Source organism: Pseudomonas sp. AC016 (assembly GCF_979253365.1).
On the sequence record NZ_CEEDCC010000001.1, the window covers coordinates 3,497,457 to 3,514,638 of the forward strand.

The following is a 17,182-nucleotide window of genomic DNA, read 5'->3' on the forward strand; positions in this document are numbered from 1 at the left end:
GCCATTCGCTCTGGGGTGCTATTTGTCGCATTGTTTTTATTTGGAACCATCATTGGACCAGTGGGCCTTGCATCCTCCCGGGAGACGTATCTGCCTATCGCGTTGACATAAAACGCATCATCAACATGCGGCCCTCTGGCGATGCGAGCGAGTACTGATTTGTAGGAGGGCCACCTTGGGTTCACACCCACGCGTTCACATTGATTTATTTTTTGGGCCATGATTCCACCTTAATTTCTGCTTTACCTGTTTTACCGGGTGCTGGCAAACCAATTTTAACGGTAACGCCTTGGACTTTGACTCCCTCGCTTCCCAGCGCGGATACCAAGTCTTCAGCCAACGCTGGGTCGGATTGGGTTATCGAGCTTTTTTGCAACCACTCTCTCAATCTTGTCTCCGGATCTCCATGCGGCGTACCGGCCTTATTCACGCCATTCACCGAAGACTTCGCATCCATCACCACCACGGTAATCGTATCGCCATTGATCGCCACCGCGCAGCCATCACAGCCGTGGTTGCTACCGTTCTGCAATGGCTTGAAGTTGAGGCCGGTTTTTTCGTTAAGGGTTTGAAGGGCCAGTTGCTCGCCCAACACCCCATCATTTGCAAGCGAACCGGTCTTCCAATTGGGAAGGTGCGACAGCGGGATACTTTCAAATGTCTGCCCAAACAGGTCTTCAACCGTGCTTACTTTGAGCGGGTTGATTGCATCGGGGGTAACCTGCTCCGGCCCTTTTGTCCCAGCCTCCAAAACATTCCGATCAACCAGCACCGCTGCTTCCGAATCCGTCATTGCGCTCATCGGATTCAGATTTTTGGCATTATTTGCCGCAACCTTCTCGATTCTAGCGAGCTCCGCCATTTTCTCAAGCTGTGCGCCACCCACCTTGATCCCGGCCTTGGCCAGCGCCACGCCGCCGGTGGCGGCACCGCCGACACCGGTCGCGATGCTGCCCACCTGCCAGGCAATCTCGCCGATGGATTGACCCAGCAGGACCGCATTCTCGTCGCCGCCTTTCTCCAGTGCGACTGTCACCCGGTCGATCTTGACGTTGAGCTCCTTGATCAGGGTTTCGCCAAATTGTTCTCGGGCTGCGGGGTTGTTGACGAGCTCTTTCAGGCCTTTCAACCCTTCGATCGGATGGGCGACAAACTCCGCCAGCCCCGTGACGTCATTCCAGCCGGACTGCGCCAGACCTTTACCGATACCGAACTGCGTCAGGACATCCTGTTTACTGCTGATGTAGGCCCATTTGGCAAACACTTTGCTCGTTTCACCGAAGCCTTTCGCTTCGTCATATTCCTTCTTGAACTGCACAATCTGCTGCGTCGCCAACCAATTGTTATCCACCGCCGCACCCGCCGCCGTATTCGCAGCAGTCGGGTCGATGGAAGCACTGGTCGCTGCCAAGCCGGTTACCAGGCTGACGATCAAATTACGTTTGGCTTCGCGCTGTTCTTCGCTTTCGTCGGGGCTGCTTTGCGAGAACAGGCCGGTCAGCAGGCTGGAGGCCGCTGCGCCTGCGGCACCGCTGCCGCAGCTCTGGCTGCTGGCAGCGGCACCTGCGCAGGCGACGATGCCGTGCAAGGCGGCGTGCAGGGGAGAGCCTTCGGTGAGTTCGCCGTCGGCCACTAGGTCGCCGATGTAGCTCGCGCCTTTTTGCTGAACGTAGTTGACCACCAGCCCTTGCACGAAGGCAGCGTTGCCCGCGCTGATGTTGCCGCCGGCTGCGCCGATCAGGGCGGTGGTGATCTGGCGGTAGGTGCCTCCTGCGCCCCAGTTTTCTGAGATGTCGTTGGCTTCCCCCAGCAGTTGCCTTGCCTGGGTCTGCAGGGCCATCTGTGCGGCATCATTGTTGCCGTTGATCTGGTCGGCTTTCTCCTGCAACGCTTTCGCCTGGTCGCGCTTGAGGTCCGCTTCCTGTGCCTTGTTGGCCAAAAAGGTGCTGGCTTCGTTGGAGAACGCACTGACGATCTCGAAACCTGCGCGGATCTCGTCCTCGTCGAAGATCGGCTTGAGTGCGTTGCTGCCGTCGCGATCACTGGACACGTCGCGGTTGAGGCTGGCAACAGTCTGATCGGCGGTTTGGCCGGTGTGTTTCTGCTGTTCGGCGGCGTCGGTGATGACGATGGCGCCACCGCTGATACCGCTGCGGGTCACGCTGCTGGCGTTGTCACTGGCGCTGATGGCGATCGGCATGTTGGCGCCGATCTTGTTTTCGTTCTTCGCCAGGTCAGTGCCGGGGTTGACCGTGCCGCCGGTCTGCGCGTTGCCTTTCTGGTCCTTGCCGACTTCGTTGTAGCCGCCGCCGAGGCTGACGGTGTTGGCGTCGTACTCGGCCTTGTTCTTGATGTCGCGGCTGGTGAGGCTGGATGTGACAAGGCTGTTCTTGCCATCCTGCACAGCCTTGTCACTGCTGGCGATCATGCCGCCGACCAGATCCGTGTTGCCACGTACGTTGATGTCGAAGCCTTCGTCTCCGGCCTTGATACCCGATTGTTCGGTCACGCTGGCGTAGTTGGAGTCGATGTTGGTCGCGCCGAAGTTGCCGCTGCCGCCACTGATGGTGCTCATGCCGGCGCAGAAGGGCGGAACGCACAGACTGACACCAAAGCCGAGGCTCTTTTCATCCACCTTGTAGGTGTTGGTGTCCTGCAGGCTTTCGATGTTCAGATCGCCGCCGACGTCAGCGATGACCTTCTTGCCACTCGCTACCGCACCCTTGATCTGCGTATCGCCGCCAGAGGCCAGCAGCAACTGGTTGCCCGCCTCGACTTTGGTGTTGGTGTGGGTCAGTTCATCACCGTCGGCCTGGCCCTTATTGCCGGTGACGCCCAGGTCGAGGGTAAAGCCGTTTTTGGTGCCACCTAGCGAGAAGCCGATGCCGACGCTGGCGCTGCTGCCTTTGCTGTCGGTGTTCTGGGTGCTGGTGTTATTGGCAGCCAGCAGGTTGATGTCGCCGTCGGCCATCAGGCTGGCGTCACGGCCGGCCTTGATCTGGCTGCCCTGGACGGTGATGTCACTGTCTGCACCGGCGCCAGTCGCTCGCAGGCTCACGTCTTTACCGGCGGTGATGGTCGAACCGGCAGCGCTGTCGCTGGTTTGGGTGGTCTTGCTCTCGTTCTTCTTGGTGCCCAGCGACAGGCTGATATTCAACCCGCCAGCCATGTCAGGGTTCATCGCCACAGCAGTGGCGGCATTGTTGCCCCCCAGCAGGACTGTGGCCGCTGCCAGCGCTTTCATGCGGCCGTCGTCGGTTTTCTCCGACGCACGCTTCATCTGCTGGCCCGTCTGGATCGCGCTGATCACCGGGTTGGTTACAGTCAGGGTAAAGCCGGTCTGTTTGAACAGCGTTTCGCGCTCGCGATTGCTGGTATTGCGGGCCTCAAGGATGTCGATCTTTTTCGCCTTGATATCGACATTGCCTTCAGGCGCGGAAACCTGACTGCCCACCTGCCGGTAGTTGTTACCTGCCTCGATCAGCACATCGCCTTTGGTCGAGCCCACGGTGCTGGCGGCAGCGGTCTGTTTGGTCGTGAGGTCCTTGACGCTCTGCTGCTGGGTGCCGATGGTGACCGCGATGCCGCCGCCGCTGAACAGGCCGCTTTTCTTGACCGACTTGTCGTGACGTTCGCTGCTGCTCTCGGTGGCCGCTTCGATGTTGATGTTGTTGTCAGCCGCCAGAATGGTCTGGCTGGTGGACACCACATTGCTGCCGCTGAGGTTGATGTCGCGACCGGCCTGTACGTAGGTTTGCTCGCCACTCAACGTCGAGCCTTGAGCCAGGGTCTGGCTGGTGGTGTCTCGGGTTGTGGTGGTCTTGCTGGAGAACATCCCGTTACTGCCCTTGACCTTGTGCGCCTCGTCGGCGAACTGGGTGTTCTGTGCGGCGGTCAGGTTGATGTCACGCCCGGCGTCGGCAATGATCGCGCCTTGCTGAGTGGTCACGCTGGCGCCGCGGGCATTGAGGTCCTGCCCAGCGCTCAGGCGTACATCGCCTTGCCCTTGTATCGTAGAACCCACTTCGGTCTGGCTGCTGTCCTTGCGCCAGTTGCTGCTGTTCCAGGTCACGGCTTGCTGATGCGCTTCGCCGACCGTGGCCATGTTGATGTTGTTGCCAGCCTTCAGGGATGTGCTGCCACCTGTGCCTGCGTTGACCACCTGGGCCCCGGTCAGGTTGATGTCCCGGCCCGCGTTGACGTCCAGCGTGCCGCCAGCACCGCTGACGAACAGCCCTGCAACCCTGGACAGGGCGGTGCGGGTGCCTTGGTCGCTGCTGCTGTCACGGCTGCTGGAAATGACGTTGACGTTTTGCCCGGCGTTGATGGCCAGGCTGTCTGTCGCGCCGATCAGACCACCCAGATTGTTCAGGTTTTCCCGTGCGGTCAGCGACACGTTATTGGCCTGGATGCGACCGCCCAGGTTTTCGATGTTCTGCGCCGTGATCGCCATGACGCTGCGGCCGGCCAGGCTGCCACTGTTGATCAGGTCGCCTGCGATGTTCAGGTTCAGGCGCTGGCCCGCGATCAGGGAGCCTGAGCCGTCGAGATCGCCTTCCTGCACGCGAACATAGACCTGCGGCACCAGCACGCTGCGGGTCTGGCCGTTGGCCAGGGTGACGTCTTTTTGCACCAGCCAGACGATGTCACTGGTCAATTGCGCCATTTGTTCGGCGCTGAGCGCCACACCCGGTACCAGCTTCCACTGATCGGCGAGGGTCACTGCGTTATCAATCAACGCGCGGTATTGCGCTTCATCATTGGCGTAGCCGTCGAGGAAACGGCGGCCGGTCAGTTGTGCAACCTGTTCGCGAATCAGTTTCTGCTCATAGAAGCCATCACCCAGGCGCTGCTGGGTCAGGGCAGGGTCGACCTGCAGGCGTTCAAGCATGTAGTCCGACGACAACCAGGTGCGATAGCTGGCAAAGCGCGGATCGGTTTCGATCAGGTAACTACCGGTGTTCTGCGGATTGGTGGTGAACAGGCTGTTGTTGGGCAGTTCGAGCGAGGGGCCGCCGGTGCGGATCTGCTCGGCAACGCCTTTGGTGTTGAGGGTTGTCTGGGCGGCGACCTGAACGATAGGCGTCACCTGAAAGGTTCGGGCCACTGGCGCACTGACCGCACCGGTGCCGGCGATCTGTTGACTGACAGCCTGGGTGCCGCGCGCACTGATCTGCGTGCCTGTGCCGTTGACCGTCGAGTTCTGCGCAAAAACGGTCGGTTGCAGCGAGATGTCCTGAATCAGAGGGGCAGGGGTGTAGGCTGCCGTGCTCGATCCCTGACGGTCACGCCCTTTGCGCTGCATGCGGTAGAAATTGGTGGCGGTGCCGCTGTCCATGGTGGTGCGCTGGCCCGACACCTCGGTGTTGGTCAGGCTGCCCACGTCCGCTTGCAGCAGCCCGCCAGCGATGATGCGGCTCTTGTCATTGAGCACGTCACCGGCACTGATCTGCATCGTCCCGCCAGACAGAATCTGTGCCGGGGCTGAGGTCGCGATCTGGGTTTCCGTGACCACGCGGGTGTAGTCGTAGCGGTTCCAGTTGTCGCGCTGCCCCTCAGGGGTGACGAGGTAATTCACCTCGTCGTTGCGCAGGGAAATCTCGTTCGCCTGATAGCGATTGGTCGAGCCGCTGAGCTGGAATTCCTGTTGCGGCGTGCGGCTGACTTCAACCACGCGCGTGCTGAAATGCTCGTTCGTGTTGCGCACGCTTTGCACATTCAGCGACAGGTTGCCGAGCGCCTCGATGGTAGCACTGGCATTGGTCAACAACTGGGCGCGGCCTTGCGCGGTATCGGTGGCGCTCAGCGAGCCGCCGATGGCGAGATTGCCCGCGCTGAAGATCAGCGACTCTTCGCGGTTATTCAGCGTGGTGGCGCCGATATTCAGCGATTCACGGCCTGCAATCGTCGCCGCAAGGCCGTTTTCGTCGAGGTTGTTCAGGGTCGTTGTGGCAATCGCCAGTTGATCGCCGTAGAGACGGGCCGTGCCCAGGTTATTCAGGGTCGCTGCCTGCACACGGACTTGCTGACCGTCGATCAGGCCCCGGTTGGTCAGCGTGTCATTGATCGTCAGACGAACCTGACCGGCACTTATCTCTGCATTGGCGCGGTTATCCAGCGTCTGTGCATTGATCAACAAGGATTTGCCTGCCAGCAGGCGACCCGTGTTGGTGAGCGCGCCTGCGGTGCTCAGGTCCAGCGTGTTGTTGGCCTGAATTTGCCCGCTCAGGTCCAGACCACTCTGCAATCTGAAGCTCAGGTCGCCCAGGCTCAGCGCCCGGCCTGTTCCGCTGTAATACGCAGCGTTGAGCGACAGCAGTTTGCCCGCAATCAGTGTTCCGTTCAGGTTGTTGAGCGACTGACGACGCTGCGCCGTGTCACGGTCGCTGATGGTCAGATCACCTCCGGAGGAGATCAGCCCGTTCTGGTTGTCCAGTGCCTGGCTCACGCCGAGCGACAACCCGTTGTCGGTGCGTATGGCGCCGGTCTGGTTCACCAGGCTGTTGACCGCCAGTGTCATGCTGCGGCCTTCAAGGCCCTGGTTGGTGCCTTGGGTGGCGCTGTTGTCGAGCTGTTGAGTGTCGACGTTCAACACGCCGGCACTGCGAATGAGCCCACCCTGGTTGCTGACCGACTCGCCCTGCACCAGCGTGACGTCGCCGAGGCTTTGCAACTGGCCGCCGCGATTATCGAGACGGGCGCCTTCAACGCGCACGGTCTTCTCGCCGATGATCTGGCCACCGCTGCTGTTATTCAGCGCCGTGGTGGCGAGTAACAGGCTGCCTTTGGCGCCGATAAAACCTGTGGTGTTGTCGAGGCTGGCGCTGCGGATCTCCACTGCGTCCTGACCGCTGATACCTTGCGTGGTGCCGGACTGCAGGTTGCTCAGGGCCTGTGTGCCGGTATCGATCAACAGCTTGCCTTTGGCTTGAATCAGACCCGCTGCGTTGCGCAATTCACCGCTGCGCAGGTCCAGCGTTGCGTCGGCGTTCAGCGTGCCCTTGCTGTTGTCCAGCAAACTGCCGCGCGTATCGACGCTCACGGCCTGACCGCTGATGACGCCACCGCTGCTGTTGTTGAGACCGTTGGCGGACAACGCAATGTCGCCCTTGGCCTCAACGCGCCCACCGGTATTGACCAGCGGTCCTGCACTCACCGTGGCCTGCACACCGGATTGCACGGAGCCGATGGCACCTTTGCTGTTGTCGAGCTGCCCGGTAGTCAGTGCAACGCGCTGAGTGGCAGCAATGGTGCCGGTCGCGTTATTCAACTGATCGAATGTCGCCAGCAGCTCACCGCCTGCGCTCAGCGTGCCGCTGGTGTTTTCCAGGCGTGGGCCGCTGGCTTGAAGCGTGCCACTGGCCGCCAGCGTGCCAAGGGTGTTGTCGATCAGACGGGTCGCAGTCACCGTCAAAGGACCGCCAGCGGTGGTAATGACTTTACCGTTCTGGTTGTTCAGCGTGCCGACGTCGAGAACCACTGCGCCGCCGTTGTTGATTTGTCCGTTTTGATTGTCGAGGCGTTCGCGGGCGGTGATCTGTAGAGGCTGTGCGCCGGTTTGAATAATCTTGCCGCGCTGGTTGGAGAGGGTGGCGGTATCAAGGTTGATCTGCGCAGCCTGAGCCGTGCCATCGTCGAGAACGACGTCGGTGGCTTTGATGTTCAGCTTGCCGTTGCTCGCCAGGCTGCCTTTGCTGCCGTCGAGCCGGTTGGCCTGCACATCCAGCACACCTGTGCCTGCGTGTTCGACGTTACCTGAGCTGTTGTCGATCCGGTTCGCGCTGATGGCCACATCGGTCGCGTTCGAAGCGATGCGCCCGTTACGGTTATCCAGTGTGGCGGCGGCATTGATTGATGTCTTTGCCGTACCTGTCTGTACGACCTGGCCGCCGACGTTGGAGATATCGTTGGCGTTCAGTTGCACATTGTCGGCATTGAGCCTGGCCGAGTCGGTGCGTAGGGTTCGGGTAGACCGGGCATTCAGTTGCTGACTGGCGTCGATCCGACTGCCAGTCAGGTTGGCGTCGCCGGTGCGGGCGGTCAGTGCAACGTTGCGACCCTGGGTCTGGCTGCTGCTCAGGTCGAGGTCATCTGCCTGGACGCTGACATCGGCCGAGGCCAGATTCTGCCCCTGCGCTTTCACCGAGGTTGCCTGCACCGCAAGGTTGCCGCTGCCGCTCAGCTTGCCGTCAGCGCCGACACCGGCAGCAAGGCTCGATGCGGTGGTGCTGCGGAGGGTTTTGGCAGTGAGGGTCGTGTTGTTCTGGCTGGCGATGGTTCCACTGTTATCGATATCGCCGGAGCTTTCCAGGTTCAGGCCGCCTTTGGAATACAGCGTTCCGCTGTTCTCCACTTGAGTCGCGTTGATGCGGCTGGCGGTGGCGCTGCTGATCGTTCCGCTGTTCTGCAGCTTGCCGTCGGCACTGATGACCACCTCTCCGGCCGTCGCGCCAATCTGCCCGACGTTGCGCATGCCGACACCTGACTCGGTGCCCACCAGCATGATTTTTCCGGCATACATGCCGCCCAGTTGAGCAACGTCGATGGCGACGGCAGGTTTGTCGCCATCGACTGCCGCCAGTGGCCGCGCCTGCGTGTTGTCGGCGTTGACCTGATTGCGTCCGGCCGTGACCTTGAGGTCGTTGGCCCAGACGCCCGCGTTGACCTGCACCGTTCTGGCGATCAGGTCGGTGTAGTCGGCTTCGCGGGTGTCGAGCCCTTTGCCCTGAATGTTGAGCGTACCGCCGTTCACGGTGTAACCCGTGATGCTGCCGTTCTCCAACTGTGCCTGGCCGGTGGTCAGCGTTGCACGGTTGGCGTTGATGAAGCCGCAACCGTCACAGGTAATGCCTGCCGGGTTGGCGATCACCACCTGAGCCCGTTGGCCGGCGACCTCGACATAACCGCGTAGCTGGCTGGGATTGCTGGCGTTGACTTCGTTGAGGATCACTCGTGCGCTGCCATTGCCCAGCGAGGGGTTGCCTTCGATCCAGCCACCCAGTTGCGTCTGGGTGTTGGCCGCGCTGTTGTTGAGGATCGCGCCGCGAGTGCCCACATCAAACTGGCTGTAGGTATTGCGCGATACGCCTGCTGCGCTGGGGGCCTGGATATTCACCTGCGGCGTGCCGTTCGCGCTGTTGATCACGGTCGGCTGCTGGCTGGCCGGGGCGCCTGGAGAGGCAACGATGCCGTCAGCCCATGCCGGTACCGACATCAATGACACCAGCCCGATCGCCGCCATGACCGCAAAGCGCAGGGACCCCAGCGTTGCAGTGCGCGCGCCTGCGCCTGCCGACTGGCTGGAGCGGGTACCGGGTGCCTTGACCTGGCTGGCGACGTTTTCAGCCACCACCATCAGCAGGCCACGGGCCTTGTTGAAAACAATTCGGTACAGATGCTTGTTCATTGCAATTCCATTTGCGGAGCAGGCCCCGCAGAAACCAGGATTGAAGTTATATCGCTGTTGCCAGCGGATGAGCTGCAAACCAGGCCTTGGCCTGTTCCGGGATGACCCCGATACCTTGGAACGTCTTGATCCGCAGGCCGCGCTCGTCACCTCGGTGGTAGAGCGCGCGTCCGCATCGGTGTGTAAACAGGTGGCGCTGCAGCAGGCGCGTCACCACGGCGGTGTGGCCAAAGGGCGCGACCCAGTCGTTGAGCCAGAGACGGTCGCCACTGTTCCAGTCGGTCTCGGCCATGCTCAGCGGCGATTGCTGCAGGTAACGCCGCTCCGCAGCCTCGTCCAGGTTGAGCCAGGACAGGTAGAACACCGGCTTGCCGTGTTCGGTGCCCAATACGAACTGGCGATGCTTCAGGGCAGGCAGCAGCAGCGTCGGTAACGCGTGCAATGGCGCATCGCGATGCGCGGCGGAATGCATCCACAGCCAAGTGACGGAGCCGAGTACCGTGGCTTCGTTCCAGGGCTCGTCGATCAGGCCGGGGGCGATGAGGTCAATCGTGTCGAATAGCATCGGATGACCTCAAAATGACCAGATGACGGTGAAGGCGCTGGTGACATTGGCCGTCTCGAAGCCGTCCGGCTTTTTGAGCGGCGTGCCCACTGACCAGTCATACGACAAACCTTTGTAACCGCCGCGCACACCCACTACGGCGCCCGCCAGACGCTTACCGATCAGGAACTCGCTGGCCTGGCCGCTGACTTCGCCGTAATCGACGCCGGTGTACAGCTCCTGGCCGGTCTGCCCCAGCGCCAGGCCGATTTCGTTGCGCACCGTCCAGCCACGATCTGCCGACAGGATGTTTTCCCCGTCAAACCCGCGCACGCTGTAGCGTCCGCCAATCTGGAAGCGGTCCTGCGGCACCAGTGGCGTGCGGTTCCACTGCGAGCGCCAGGCGCCGATGTAACGCAGGCGCTGATCACTGATCGTGAATGGCACCTGCAACTGAGCGTCGGCCGTGATGATCTGCGAGCGCGATGTACCTGCGCCCACCGACTCTTCAGGTGCTCGCAGCGAGTCATGCGCGCCGGTGCCGCGACGATAGGCAACCCCGAGGTCAAGAATCGAAGCGCCAATGAACTCGCGATGATCAAGGCCCAACTGCCAGCCCGCCATGCGTCGGTCCTGGTTGCCGATCTCGGTGTCGTCAATGAAGTTTTCCGAAGAGCGCGTCCACAAACTGCCCCAAGCGGTGGTCTTGCGCACGGCATCGCGATACAGCAGGCGCGACAGGCGAAGTTCGTTGTTGCGACTTTCGCCCCGGTATTGATACGTCTGGGACGCACCGGCTACCGACTGCTCATAGTTGTATTCGCTGGTCGTGAAACCCAGTTGCCAGTAACCGAACGGCAGCGAGTAGTGGAAAGTGTTGCCGTCAGAGCCTTTATGGCCTGACTCACCACCGCCCAGATCGTGGTTGATGCTGGCGTAAAACAGATCGTTGAGCGACAGCAGATTGTCCAGCGACAGCGAGACGTTGCCCTGATACTTGCCGGTCGTCTTGCTGCCCGAGTTGTCGATGGACAGGCTGACGCGGGCCGGGAACTGCTGGCTCCACTTGATGACCACGTCGCTCTCGCCAGGCTTGGCATCTGCCGCTCGGGCGGGCGTGATCTGAATGTCGGCTTCGGCGGTCGGCACACGCTTGAAGTTTTCCAGCGCCTGCTCGATGTCGCGCAGGTTGAGCAGATCGCCGGGATTGGCAGGCATCGCGTTCCACATGTTGGCGCGACGGCTGGTGCCTTCGGCGAAACGAATCTCGCGGATACGTCCCGGCACCAGCGTCAGCACCAGAATGCCGCTGTTCAAATCCTGAGCTTCGGCAAGCACGCGAGTCGTGACATAACCCGCCTCGATAACCGCATTCTGCATGCGCTTCATGGTCATGTTGATGCCGGCGCCGCCCAGGCAGCGACCTATCGCAGGGTCTTCCTTCGGGTTTGCCGCACGCAGCAGCCACTGAAATTTCTCGGACGCTTCGCCAATCAGACGAATGTCGTTGATGGCAAAGCAGGGGCTCTCTTTCTCGGGCAGGCGCTTACCGCTTTCATCCACCACGGGAGCCTGAAGGCGCACATCCGGTCGTGTTTCCAGTTGCTCGCGCTGTATGCGTTCACGCTCACGCTGGCGCAGCAACTCCTCTTCAGGGCCTGCCGCCTGAGCAACGCTGCTCACAGCGGTCATCCACGCAGCCAGAGAAAGCAACGCGAGATGTCCTGCCTTGGGCAAGGACCGGCGTGAGAAACCGGCGAAAGAACAAGCACTGTCTGGTTTGCTCGTTCGCGCGCGTGCAGCTGGAGGCATGTCTCTTCCCTGAGGTCTGAATAGTGGGTACACAAGCTCGGCCCGCTGCTGATAGCAGAAGTGCTGAAGCAATGAATAAAAGAGTGCGCGCAGTAATCGCCGTCAGCGATTAGGAAAAATCCTACAGCGCGCCCACAACAGAGGCCCGAAGTTCAAAAAAGTTTCTGGATGTGTAAAAAAATCGATACAAACATGAACGTCTTCACAAATATGTCGTGAACGCCAGGCGGAACATTCCGGCGATGTCGGCGTTTCGGTCGTCAGGTCTGTACGAATGATTAGGCAGGAGAAGCGTTGAGCGCGTGCTGTGCGCCGAGGGTGCGTTGCACCCTCGCGCCGGTCTGGAGCTTGACATAAAGCGGATCAGGCGCTGGCGATCACGCTGTGGCAGCAAAACCCTTCGAACGAACTTCCATTCTCGCTGCGAGAACTTCCGGCGTCGCCCGCTCGGCCTTTGAAGCCATCTGATTGAAAAACATCCCGTCAAACTGCTCCTTGGAGGGGGTCGAGGTCTTGGGGATCAATAGTGCCCCCAGATCCAGCGTATTGGCGAAGTTTTCCTTGGTCAGGTTGTACATACCGAGGTAGCTGCCCGAAAAAGCGGAATCCGCATTCACCATATCAATGGCCGAATCGCGATAAGCCACTGCCGCTGATTTCAGATCACTGGACGCATTCAACAGCGAATTCAAACGCTCCATGTCGGAAGCACTTAACTCACCGGAACTGTTGATCGCCTTCAGACTGCCATCTTCCTGCACCGTGAAACCGAACTTCTTGTCAGCCAGGTCCGGATACAGATACGCCAATCCAGCCTTGAAGTCCTCGAACGAGCCCTTCATCTGCGCCGTGATGGCTTTGTTCAATTCCGCCAGTCGAGGAAACTCCGGCGACTGCTCAGGCCCCAGAACCGTGTCGATCACTACGATGGGGCCAGTAGTGGTCGGGGGCACCACAACGGGAGGCGAAACCACGATCGGCTTGGCATTCAGCAACGCTTCTCTCGCGGCATCGCTCATGGGCTGAGGCGTGAGCTTGACGTCTGAGGGGGTGAGCTTGGCGACGATAGATGGAATAGCGGATGGGTTTAGGGAGGTAAGCATATTCATCGATCCATGATTGTGTTTGTCCACAGGGTATCGACGGGGTGGGCGTGGAGCTTTAGGAGGGGGTGACGGGCGGTGTATCGGGGCGGGGGTGTTACAAAGTATGAGGCTCGTCTTGGGCCTTATCCTCCTCCAGACAAGCGCCTTACGGGCTTTCCAGGAGGGCATGCTTGCCTGGGTTAGCAGAGCCGAGCTTAACAATCCTCGGCCCGTTCGATGCGTTGATGCAGAATTCGATAAATTCGGATCGTCTTGTCTATCAGAGAGTAGACCCCCCGATAGGGATATTTCGAAATTATCAATTCCCTGCAGTCGGGCAGATCTGAAGCTTTCCCTAGTTGCGGGAAGGTCCCCAGCATCTCTATCGCACTGATAATGTGAAAGACGACGCCTTCAGAAGCCTCAGCGCCCAACAACGGTTCGTAATGCTCGTAAATACCGTAGAGATCACTTTCCGCCTTGCTGGTTAATGCGATTTTCAGCACGAGCTACCCACTTAGCCTTTACGGCATCCAAATCGACCAGGTTGCCTGCTTCTGCATCCGCAATGCCTTCAGCTACCGCTTGAAAATGCCAGGATTCTGATTCCACGTAACGCGCCAAGGCGCGCTTGAGATGATACTGACGATCCCGATCGGTTGCTTCGGCGAGCTGATCGAGCTGATTGATCAGCTCTGCTTCCACACGGAAAGACAGGACAGGCGAGACCATGGGAACGCTCCTGATAGGCTGTCTACGGTGTAGACATGTGTTTGGTGTGTAGACTCTATCTGGTTATCCCCGGAGATGACAACCCGTTTCAGGGGCGCGGTTTAAGACCGGTGCTCTACGCCCAAGAACGCTTCGAAAGTAGTCCACAACCCTTCGTGAAATCAACGGTTTAGAACCTCGCTGATCTCCACCAGTTTTTTTCCATTGCTTTTAGTCAGGTTGTACATCTCAGTGATCAGCGTGTCGATTTCGTCAATCAAGTCGGAGCGTTCCGCCTTGGTGGTGCTGTCCCGCAGGGTATTAAGACGATTGGTAATGATCCGCTTCTTACCGAGTAGGCTGTAATCCTTAACGCTTCCGTAGATTTCCCAATAGTCATAGCTTGGGTATTTGATTGCGATCTGAGAGATGTTGACGCCGCTTTCCAGCATCTGATTCATGTCTTTCAGTTCGTGGTGTGCAATGGTCATCAGCTTTACTCGTCCTTGTGACGGCGAGCAAAAGCGCTCGCCAAAATCGGACAGAGAATAGCCAGTCAGTGGGCAGGAGTGCCACTCTTTTGATATCGCGCTCTGACGCATTTTGTGAGCGCGCAGATTGGGCTCGTAATCGGAGTCAGATTGTCTAGCACGCTCTGCGTGCGGTGAGGGGAGAGCTCGGGAATGGGAAAACAAAAAAGGCCCACCTTTCGGTGAGCCTTCTTCGGTGTTGCGTATGGTGCGGCACCAGGAGTCGAAAAACATCATAACTATATGTAAATAAACAATTTTATGTTCAGATTTATTTTTCCTATCCCTAAGGCTATCCTTATTGTTAGCCCCCGTTCTATTGGAGTGTTTACTCGCCCCAGTCTATGGTTGAGTTCGCAATCGTGGAGCGAGCGCATTGTGACCACTCTTTCGATCCAGTAGCCTGAAATTGAAAGGAACGAATTAATCCTTGAGCCTCAGTGTGAGGCCCACTTTGCCCCGTTTTTGGGTGAAGCAGCCGAGATGAGTTTTTTTAAAAAAAAGCCGCCACCCCCCTTGACTGCTGGCACTTCGCCCCTAGAATGGAGGTCTCTTTACGTGCTTTGGGGCTTCGTGCTCTAGTCGGGTGTATAGCCAGACTCTAATTTATTGATCGGCTTTAGTTGCGACGAAGTCCCGCGTGGGCCTCAGTCGTCGTTCCTCCTCCTAAAGCCCACGCGGGACTTCGTCGCTATATCTTTGGTAAAGAGCCCTCCCTCTATTCTCTCAGGCCATTAGGGTGGCGGTGACATGAGATAAGAAACACGCATTTGAGTGATAACAGTGAAGTTCGATGATAAAAGGGAAGAACATCTCGCTCAGATCACGCTCGAAACCTCTCGAATTGTGCATGATCAACCGATCCTATTTCTTTGCGGCGGAAAGGTTGATGTCCAGCTTGTTGAGCCCGAGTCGGTACGCGGGGCTCTTGTCGAGCACCTCAATAAAACACGTTGTGACCTCGCAGAAAGCATAACTCTCGCTGAGGAATTTAAGGACTGGATACACGACTCCATATATCGTGATCTATTGGTCTTTGAAAGCGATATAGCCCACATTTCCTCCCTTATAGTCATAATATTGGAGAGCGCTGGAGCACTTACTGAACTAGGACTATTTGTAAGAAATAGATCTCTGCGAAATAAGATTTTAGTTTTTGTAAACGAAAAACACTACGAAGAAAATTCGTTTATTAAGCTTGGCCCTCTTCGGCATTTACAAGATATTAAAGAATCAAGTGTGTGCGCGTACCCATGGGAAAAAGTTGAAAACACTGAAAAAGTAGATATGAAAGGATCCCTTAAGGATTCTTTGGCGGAAATGCGAAGCGATATTTTAGCCATCGTCTCAGATCAAGATAAATCAGAACTTTTCAACAAGGATAACGAGGGGCACGTTAGCTTTGTAATATATGAAATTGTAAGAACTTTTCAAGCATTAAAAATTACAGAGATTGAAAGTTTCCTTGGTAAGTTGGGGCTTGCTATCGGAAGAGAAAAGACGAAGCGGCTTATATTCCTCCTTACAAAGTTCAAGCTCATAGGCATGGCTAAGCGCGGACATGCAGAGTATTACTATGCCACTAAAGACATTGCGAAGGTTAATTTCGCTGGAAAATTTGAGCCAACAGCGGCAAAGCTTTCTGCAATGAGATTCTATTTAACTAATGATAGTGAGTCTAAAAGGCTTCAAGTGATAAAGGCTGTGTGCTTACCGCCTTCATCAACGCCACCTCCGCCAGTTGTAGCAGCACTACCTGAAGTTGGAGCGGCAGTATGAGTATTCTTGAATCGCTTTCGCAAAAATTTATGATTAGCACTAAGGAATTGCGCTCCTTTATAAAAACTGCTCCGTACAGGTACAAGGTTTATCCCATACCTAAGAGGAACGGAAAAGGCTTTCGGGTAATTGCTCAGCCGAGTGATGTGTTAAAAATGATGCAGCGGATGGTACTTGAAGAGTTCTTGTCCGAATTGCCTGTTCATTCATGCGCAGCAGCCTACAGAGAAGGGTTGAGCATTAAGGATAATGCAGAGGCTCATGCAAAGAATCAATATTTACTTAAAATGGATTTTTCAGATTTTTTTCCTTCGATGGCACCAGCGGACCTTATAAACCATATAGTGAAACATAAGGGAGCTATAACGGCCGAAGACGCATACATGGTCCGGAAATTATTTTTCTGGGCCAGAAAGCAGGATCCTACATATAGATTAAGTATTGGTGCTCCATCTTCTCCTTTTATATCTAACACTCTTATGTATAGTTTTGATTGTGTGCTCCAAGATTATTGCGAAAAAATGGGAGTTACCTACACTCGATATGCAGACGATATTACCCTTACCACAAACGTGAAGGGTTTGCTTCTAAATATGCCAAGCTACGTTAGAAGTATCTGCAAAGAAATCGCTTATCCGACCCTTAAGGTGAATGAACAAAAAACTGTATTTTCTTCTAAAAAGAGTAATCGTCACGTTACTGGCCTGGTTATAAATAATGAAGACCAAGTTTCTTTAGGAAGAGAGCGTAAGCGATATATACGATCCTTGATCCACAAGAGCTCCCTGGGAGGTCTGACAGATGAAGAAATGCATAACTTGAAGGGGTTGCTGGCATTTGCAAAATATATTGAGCCTACTTTCTATAAGTCTGCACTAGACAAGTATGGCTTGCCGACTTTGTACTTGATCGAAGCCTTTCAATCTAATCCAAAAGTCATTGAGTCTCTGGGAAAAAAAGAGGCAGTTCCCGTAGGTGATGTTTTTTAAGTAATACCTACCAGTAGTCAATCTTCGGGGGGGGGGCAAAGCCATGATCAAACTCCTCTCGAAGCACCTTCACCATGTCATCCCGCCAAGAATGTTGAGTGTTATCAGGGATCAAGGCCGCTGCGGCCTTTGAGGGTTGTCCACTAACACGGGACTTACGGCTTCTTATGGCCAAGAGCTAGAGTTGGCTTGAGCAAGGCGCAGGTCGACAGGTCGCCGCCGCCACTAATAGCGAAGGCTCCCCCATGGATCGTGCGGCATTGGCTGTATTGGCAATGAGCATGCGCCTTAGGTCGTGACTGGGTTTCATGCCTGACTGCACTCCC

At 57.2% G+C, this 17,182-nt stretch carries 9 protein-coding genes; 2 read left to right on the forward strand and 7 right to left on the reverse strand.

Going from position 1 to position 17,182, the window contains the following annotated elements; all coding sequences use genetic code 11:
* Positions 1 to 205: 205 nt before the first annotated feature.
* The 7 genes from AC0IXS_RS15880 to AC0IXS_RS15910 form a co-directional block, all read right to left on the reverse strand.
* Positions 206 to 9,406 carry a hemagglutinin repeat-containing protein gene (locus AC0IXS_RS15880; RefSeq protein ID WP_471825125.1) on the reverse strand — a complete coding sequence of 3,067 codons (9,201 nt, stop codon included), beginning with the start codon at positions 9,404 to 9,406 and terminating at the stop codon, positions 206 to 208.
* Positions 9,407 to 9,452: 46 nt separating this feature from the next.
* Positions 9,453 to 9,971, reverse strand: a complete 519-nt coding sequence (locus AC0IXS_RS15885) for a toxin-activating lysine-acyltransferase (protein ID WP_122690380.1) — start codon at positions 9,969 to 9,971, stop codon at positions 9,453 to 9,455.
* A gap of 9 nt (positions 9,972 to 9,980) precedes the next feature.
* Positions 9,981 to 11,642 carry a ShlB/FhaC/HecB family hemolysin secretion/activation protein gene (locus tag AC0IXS_RS15890; protein WP_191958110.1) on the reverse strand — a complete coding sequence of 554 codons (1,662 nt, stop codon included), beginning with the start codon at positions 11,640 to 11,642 and terminating at the stop codon, positions 9,981 to 9,983.
* Between the two features lie 497 nt (positions 11,643 to 12,139).
* The gene (locus AC0IXS_RS15895; RefSeq protein ID WP_471826249.1) at positions 12,140 to 12,865 is read right to left on the reverse strand and encodes a hypothetical protein; all 726 of its coding nucleotides are present in this window, start codon (positions 12,863 to 12,865) and stop codon (positions 12,140 to 12,142) included.
* Between the two features lie 197 nt (positions 12,866 to 13,062).
* Positions 13,063 to 13,353: a type II toxin-antitoxin system RelE/ParE family toxin gene (locus tag AC0IXS_RS15900; protein WP_471825127.1), complete on the reverse strand. Its 291-nt coding sequence runs from the start codon at positions 13,351 to 13,353 to the stop codon at positions 13,063 to 13,065.
* Complete coding sequence (locus tag AC0IXS_RS15905) at positions 13,316 to 13,579, reverse strand: CopG family ribbon-helix-helix protein (protein ID WP_471825129.1); 264 nt, start codon at positions 13,577 to 13,579, stop codon at positions 13,316 to 13,318. The genes AC0IXS_RS15900 and AC0IXS_RS15905 overlap by 38 nt, the downstream gene beginning before the upstream one ends.
* 161 nt (positions 13,580 to 13,740) lie before the next feature.
* Positions 13,741 to 14,049: a hypothetical protein gene (locus AC0IXS_RS15910; RefSeq protein ID WP_471825131.1), complete on the reverse strand. Its 309-nt coding sequence runs from the start codon at positions 14,047 to 14,049 to the stop codon at positions 13,741 to 13,743.
* An 822-nt stretch (positions 14,050 to 14,871) separates the two neighbouring features.
* Here AC0IXS_RS15910 and AC0IXS_RS15915 point away from each other — a divergent pair.
* Together AC0IXS_RS15915 and AC0IXS_RS15920 are read left to right on the forward strand one after the other, a co-directional pair.
* Positions 14,872 to 15,867, forward strand: a complete 996-nt coding sequence (locus tag AC0IXS_RS15915) for a retron St85 family effector protein (protein ID WP_460114121.1) — start codon at positions 14,872 to 14,874, stop codon at positions 15,865 to 15,867.
* Positions 15,864 to 16,856 carry a retron St85 family RNA-directed DNA polymerase gene (locus AC0IXS_RS15920; RefSeq protein ID WP_471825133.1) on the forward strand — a complete coding sequence of 331 codons (993 nt, stop codon included), beginning with the start codon at positions 15,864 to 15,866 and terminating at the stop codon, positions 16,854 to 16,856. Before AC0IXS_RS15915 ends, AC0IXS_RS15920 begins: the two co-directional genes overlap by 4 nt.
* The last annotated feature ends 326 nt before the right edge of the window (positions 16,857 to 17,182 follow it).

Bases quoted from the DNA above. Each gene is read 5' to 3' on its own strand.
- AC0IXS_RS15880 (WP_471825125.1), bottom strand. From the start codon at position 9,406: ATGAACAAGCATCTGTACCGAATTGTTTTCAACAAGGCCCGTGGCCTG.
- AC0IXS_RS15885 (WP_122690380.1), bottom strand. From the start codon at position 9,971: ATGCTATTCGACACGATTGACCTCATCGCCCCCGGCCTGATCGACGAG.
- AC0IXS_RS15890 (WP_191958110.1), bottom strand. From the start codon at position 11,642: ATGACCGCTGTGAGCAGCGTTGCTCAGGCGGCAGGCCCTGAAGAGGAG.
- AC0IXS_RS15895 (WP_471826249.1), bottom strand. From the start codon at position 12,865: ATGCTTACCTCCCTAAACCCATCCGCTATTCCATCTATCGTCGCCAAG.
- AC0IXS_RS15905 (WP_471825129.1), bottom strand. From the start codon at position 13,579: ATGGTCTCGCCTGTCCTGTCTTTCCGTGTGGAAGCAGAGCTGATCAAT.
- AC0IXS_RS15910 (WP_471825131.1), bottom strand. From the start codon at position 14,049: ATGACCATTGCACACCACGAACTGAAAGACATGAATCAGATGCTGGAA.
- AC0IXS_RS15920 (WP_471825133.1), top strand. From the start codon at position 15,864: ATGAGTATTCTTGAATCGCTTTCGCAAAAATTTATGATTAGCACTAAG.